This window comes from uncultured Oscillibacter sp., assembly GCF_910579365.1.
GTDB lineage: Bacteria > Bacillota > Clostridia > Oscillospirales > Oscillospiraceae > Oscillibacter.
On record NZ_CAJTUX010000140.1, the window covers coordinates 1 to 2,684 of the forward strand.

Genomic DNA, 2,684 nt, shown 5'->3' on the forward strand with positions numbered 1-2,684 from the left:
TGGAACAGCGGCAGAGGGACGAACGGCAGCGGACCACGGAAAACCCCTGGCTTACCGCCTGCGATCAATTCAAGGAAGAAACCGCGCTGACGGAGGCCATGGCCCACGCACTGATTGAGCGGGTGGAGATTGACGCAGAAAACCGCGTCAGCATTACGCTCCGTTACCGGGATGAGTATAATTCCCTGCTTCGGTTGTTGGCGGCAGCGGGAGAGGCGGTGCCCGTATGAGTGGCGTCACCGCAAAATATATCCGGCTGTCCGCAGAGGACAACGATTTAGGTGAAAGCGGAAAGACCGAATCCAACAGCGTCACGAACCAGAGAAACTTGCTGGATGCCGTTATCAGCCGTACCCCGGAATTGGCGGATTCCCATGTAGTCGAGTTCTGTGATGACGGATGGAGCGGCAAAAACTTCGAGCGTCCCGGCTTTCAAGCAATGATCGCCCAGGTGCGGGCGGGGAAAATCCAATGTATCGTGGTGAAGGATTTATCCCGGTTTGGCCGTGATTATCTTACAGTCGGCAACTACATTTCCAGCGTATTCCCCTTCCTGGGAGTGCGGTTTATCGCCGTCAATGATGGCTTTGACAGCATCCGGCCAGCCGATATTGACAGCCTGGAAACCTCCTTTAAGGCCCTCATATACGACCTATACAGCCGGGACCTGTCCCGGAAGGTGCGGAGCGCAAAGCGTTTCCGCGCCCAGCAGGGAGACTTTCTTTCCCCTTTTGCTCCCTATGGTTACGTCAAGGACCCGGCTGACAGAAGCCGCCTTGTGATAGACCCGGAGGCGGCGGAGACGGTGCGGCGTATTTTTCTCATGACGGCGGACGGCCAGAGGAAGGAACAGCTTGCACGACAGCTCAACGCGGAGGGCGTACCTACTCCCATGCTTTACAAGCGGGCGGCTGGGTGTACCCGTACCAAATGGAACAACCTGTTTGACGAAAACTTTTGGACGGGCAGTCTGATTTACGGCATCCTGCGGGATGAACGCTATGTTGGCAGGATTGTCTATGGAAAGCATACTCGTGACCGGATCGGTCATGCCCATGTGGTTCGGGTTGACCGTGAGGACTGGATTGTTGTAGACGATACTCATGAGGGTATTGTTACTCAGGAAGAATTTGACCGCGCACAGGCGGCAATACGAGCCTTGGAACGTAGAGCGGTCAAACATCATAGGCATCCCTTGCAGAAGAAAATCCACTGTGGAATCTGCGGCTATGCCATGAGCCGGGTGCAGGGGTCAGCGCCGTATTTCGTGTGCCGTACTTCTCGCATGAATTCCGACTATACTTGCAGGGAGAGGATACCCGAAGCGGACATTCTGGATACTGTGTCCGAAGGGCTTCATGTGCAGGCGTTGATAGCGGTGGAACTGAGCCGGTTATGGGAGGAACAGTGCCAGGGCCGGAAAAAGGATATTACCGCCACGAGGAAAAACCTCGCGGGACTGCGGGAGAAACACCAGCGGCTTTCCCAGCAGGTCAGCGGCCTCTATGAATCCTTTGCATTGGGCGAGATCAGCAAGGCGGAATATCTCACCGCAAAAGCTGCCGCCGCAAAACAGCGGGATGATGCCGCTGTCCAGATCACCGAGTTGGAGGCCGCACTGGAGAATATGGACACGGACGGCAGCTTGCGGAACGGTTTTGTCTCTGCTTTTGGGAAGTATCTGGAGGTGGAGGAAATTACCGATGAGATTGTGGCGGATGTTTTGAAAGAGGTCCGCATCCACCCTGGTGGGCGAATTGAAACCATCTGGAATTACCGGGACGAGTTGAAAAAACTGATACTTGATTTGCAAGGAGATCATCAGAATGGAGAATAAAAGAGCCTGGATTTATTGCAGGGTCGCACACCCTGACGCACACGCGCTGGCGGCTCAACAGGCCAGTCTGGAGGCATATGCGGAAGTACATGGCTTTAAGATTGTGGGCACGACTGCCGAACAAGCCAGCGGATTAGACTTCTCCCGCCGGGGGCTGGCCGAGGTTTCCGGCGCGGTGGCCGCTGGGGACATTGACCTTCTGCTGGTAGCAAACCTCTCCCGCTTGGGGCGGGATGTTGGAAGGACGGACGCTTATCTGCGCTGGCTGGAAGATCAGTTTGTTGAGGTGGTCTGTGCTGACGGCGCTGTGCCACAGACGGCCACCGAGATACTGCGTGAGTTGGTGAACACAAGCAGGACAGATTACAGATAGTCCCAAGCAGGGGCCTCTCCATCCAAGAACTTGGACGGAGAGGCCCTTAATCCGTATAAAATTGGGGTGAAATACCATGGATATTAGATTTGCCGATACGACAGAAGCCGCCTATCAGGACCGGGTTTGCAGTATCCTCGCATCACTCAGCCTAATGGTAGACGCTCAAAAACATTCGGGAGATTGTAACGGAAATCTCCGGTGGCTGTACCGACGTGAAATGGAGTACCATTACAGACGAGCGGTTTTTGAAGCCCTTCGGCTGCTGGGTATTCTGATTCACGACACCGGCATTGTAAATGAAACAAACCTGAACCGACTTTGCGAGAACGGGCACACCGCGCTGGAAGATTTAATTAGCAGATATGCCAAGTGTTTTGATACTGAGGTCGAGTAGTCCCGCAGTTGAAACCATTCGGAAGTGTTCATAGTTTATTTACATTTAATTTTTGTTCCGTGCTTGACATTGGCGGA

The 2,684-nt window shown here is 54.1% G+C and carries 3 protein-coding genes and 1 pseudogene; all 4 read left to right on the forward strand.

Features of this window, described 5'->3' with window-relative positions; all coding sequences use genetic code 11:
- A pseudogene (locus QZ329_RS15415) lies at positions 1-230 on the forward strand (hypothetical protein); the annotation flags it as partial.
- Entirely contained in the window at positions 227-1,837 is a 1,611-nt protein-coding gene (locus tag QZ329_RS15420; protein WP_160572786.1) for a recombinase family protein, read from the forward strand. The pseudogene QZ329_RS15415 and the gene QZ329_RS15420, both read left to right, overlap by 4 nt.
- Positions 1,827-2,210, forward strand: a complete 384-nt coding sequence (locus QZ329_RS15425) for a recombinase family protein (RefSeq protein ID WP_160572787.1) — start codon at positions 1,827-1,829, stop codon at positions 2,208-2,210. Before QZ329_RS15420 ends, QZ329_RS15425 begins: the two co-directional genes overlap by 11 nt.
- Positions 2,211-2,286: 76 nt before the next feature.
- The gene (locus QZ329_RS15430; protein WP_160572788.1) at positions 2,287-2,607 is read left to right on the forward strand and encodes a hypothetical protein; all 321 of its coding nucleotides are present in this window, start codon (positions 2,287-2,289) and stop codon (positions 2,605-2,607) included.
- Positions 2,608-2,684: the final 77 nt, after the last annotated feature.

Bases quoted from the DNA above. Each gene is read 5' to 3' on its own strand.
- QZ329_RS15430 (WP_160572788.1), top strand. From the start codon at position 2,287: ATGGATATTAGATTTGCCGATACGACAGAAGCCGCCTATCAGGACCGG.
- QZ329_RS15420 (WP_160572786.1), top strand. From the start codon at position 227: ATGAGTGGCGTCACCGCAAAATATATCCGGCTGTCCGCAGAGGACAAC.
- QZ329_RS15425 (WP_160572787.1), top strand. From the start codon at position 1,827: ATGGAGAATAAAAGAGCCTGGATTTATTGCAGGGTCGCACACCCTGAC.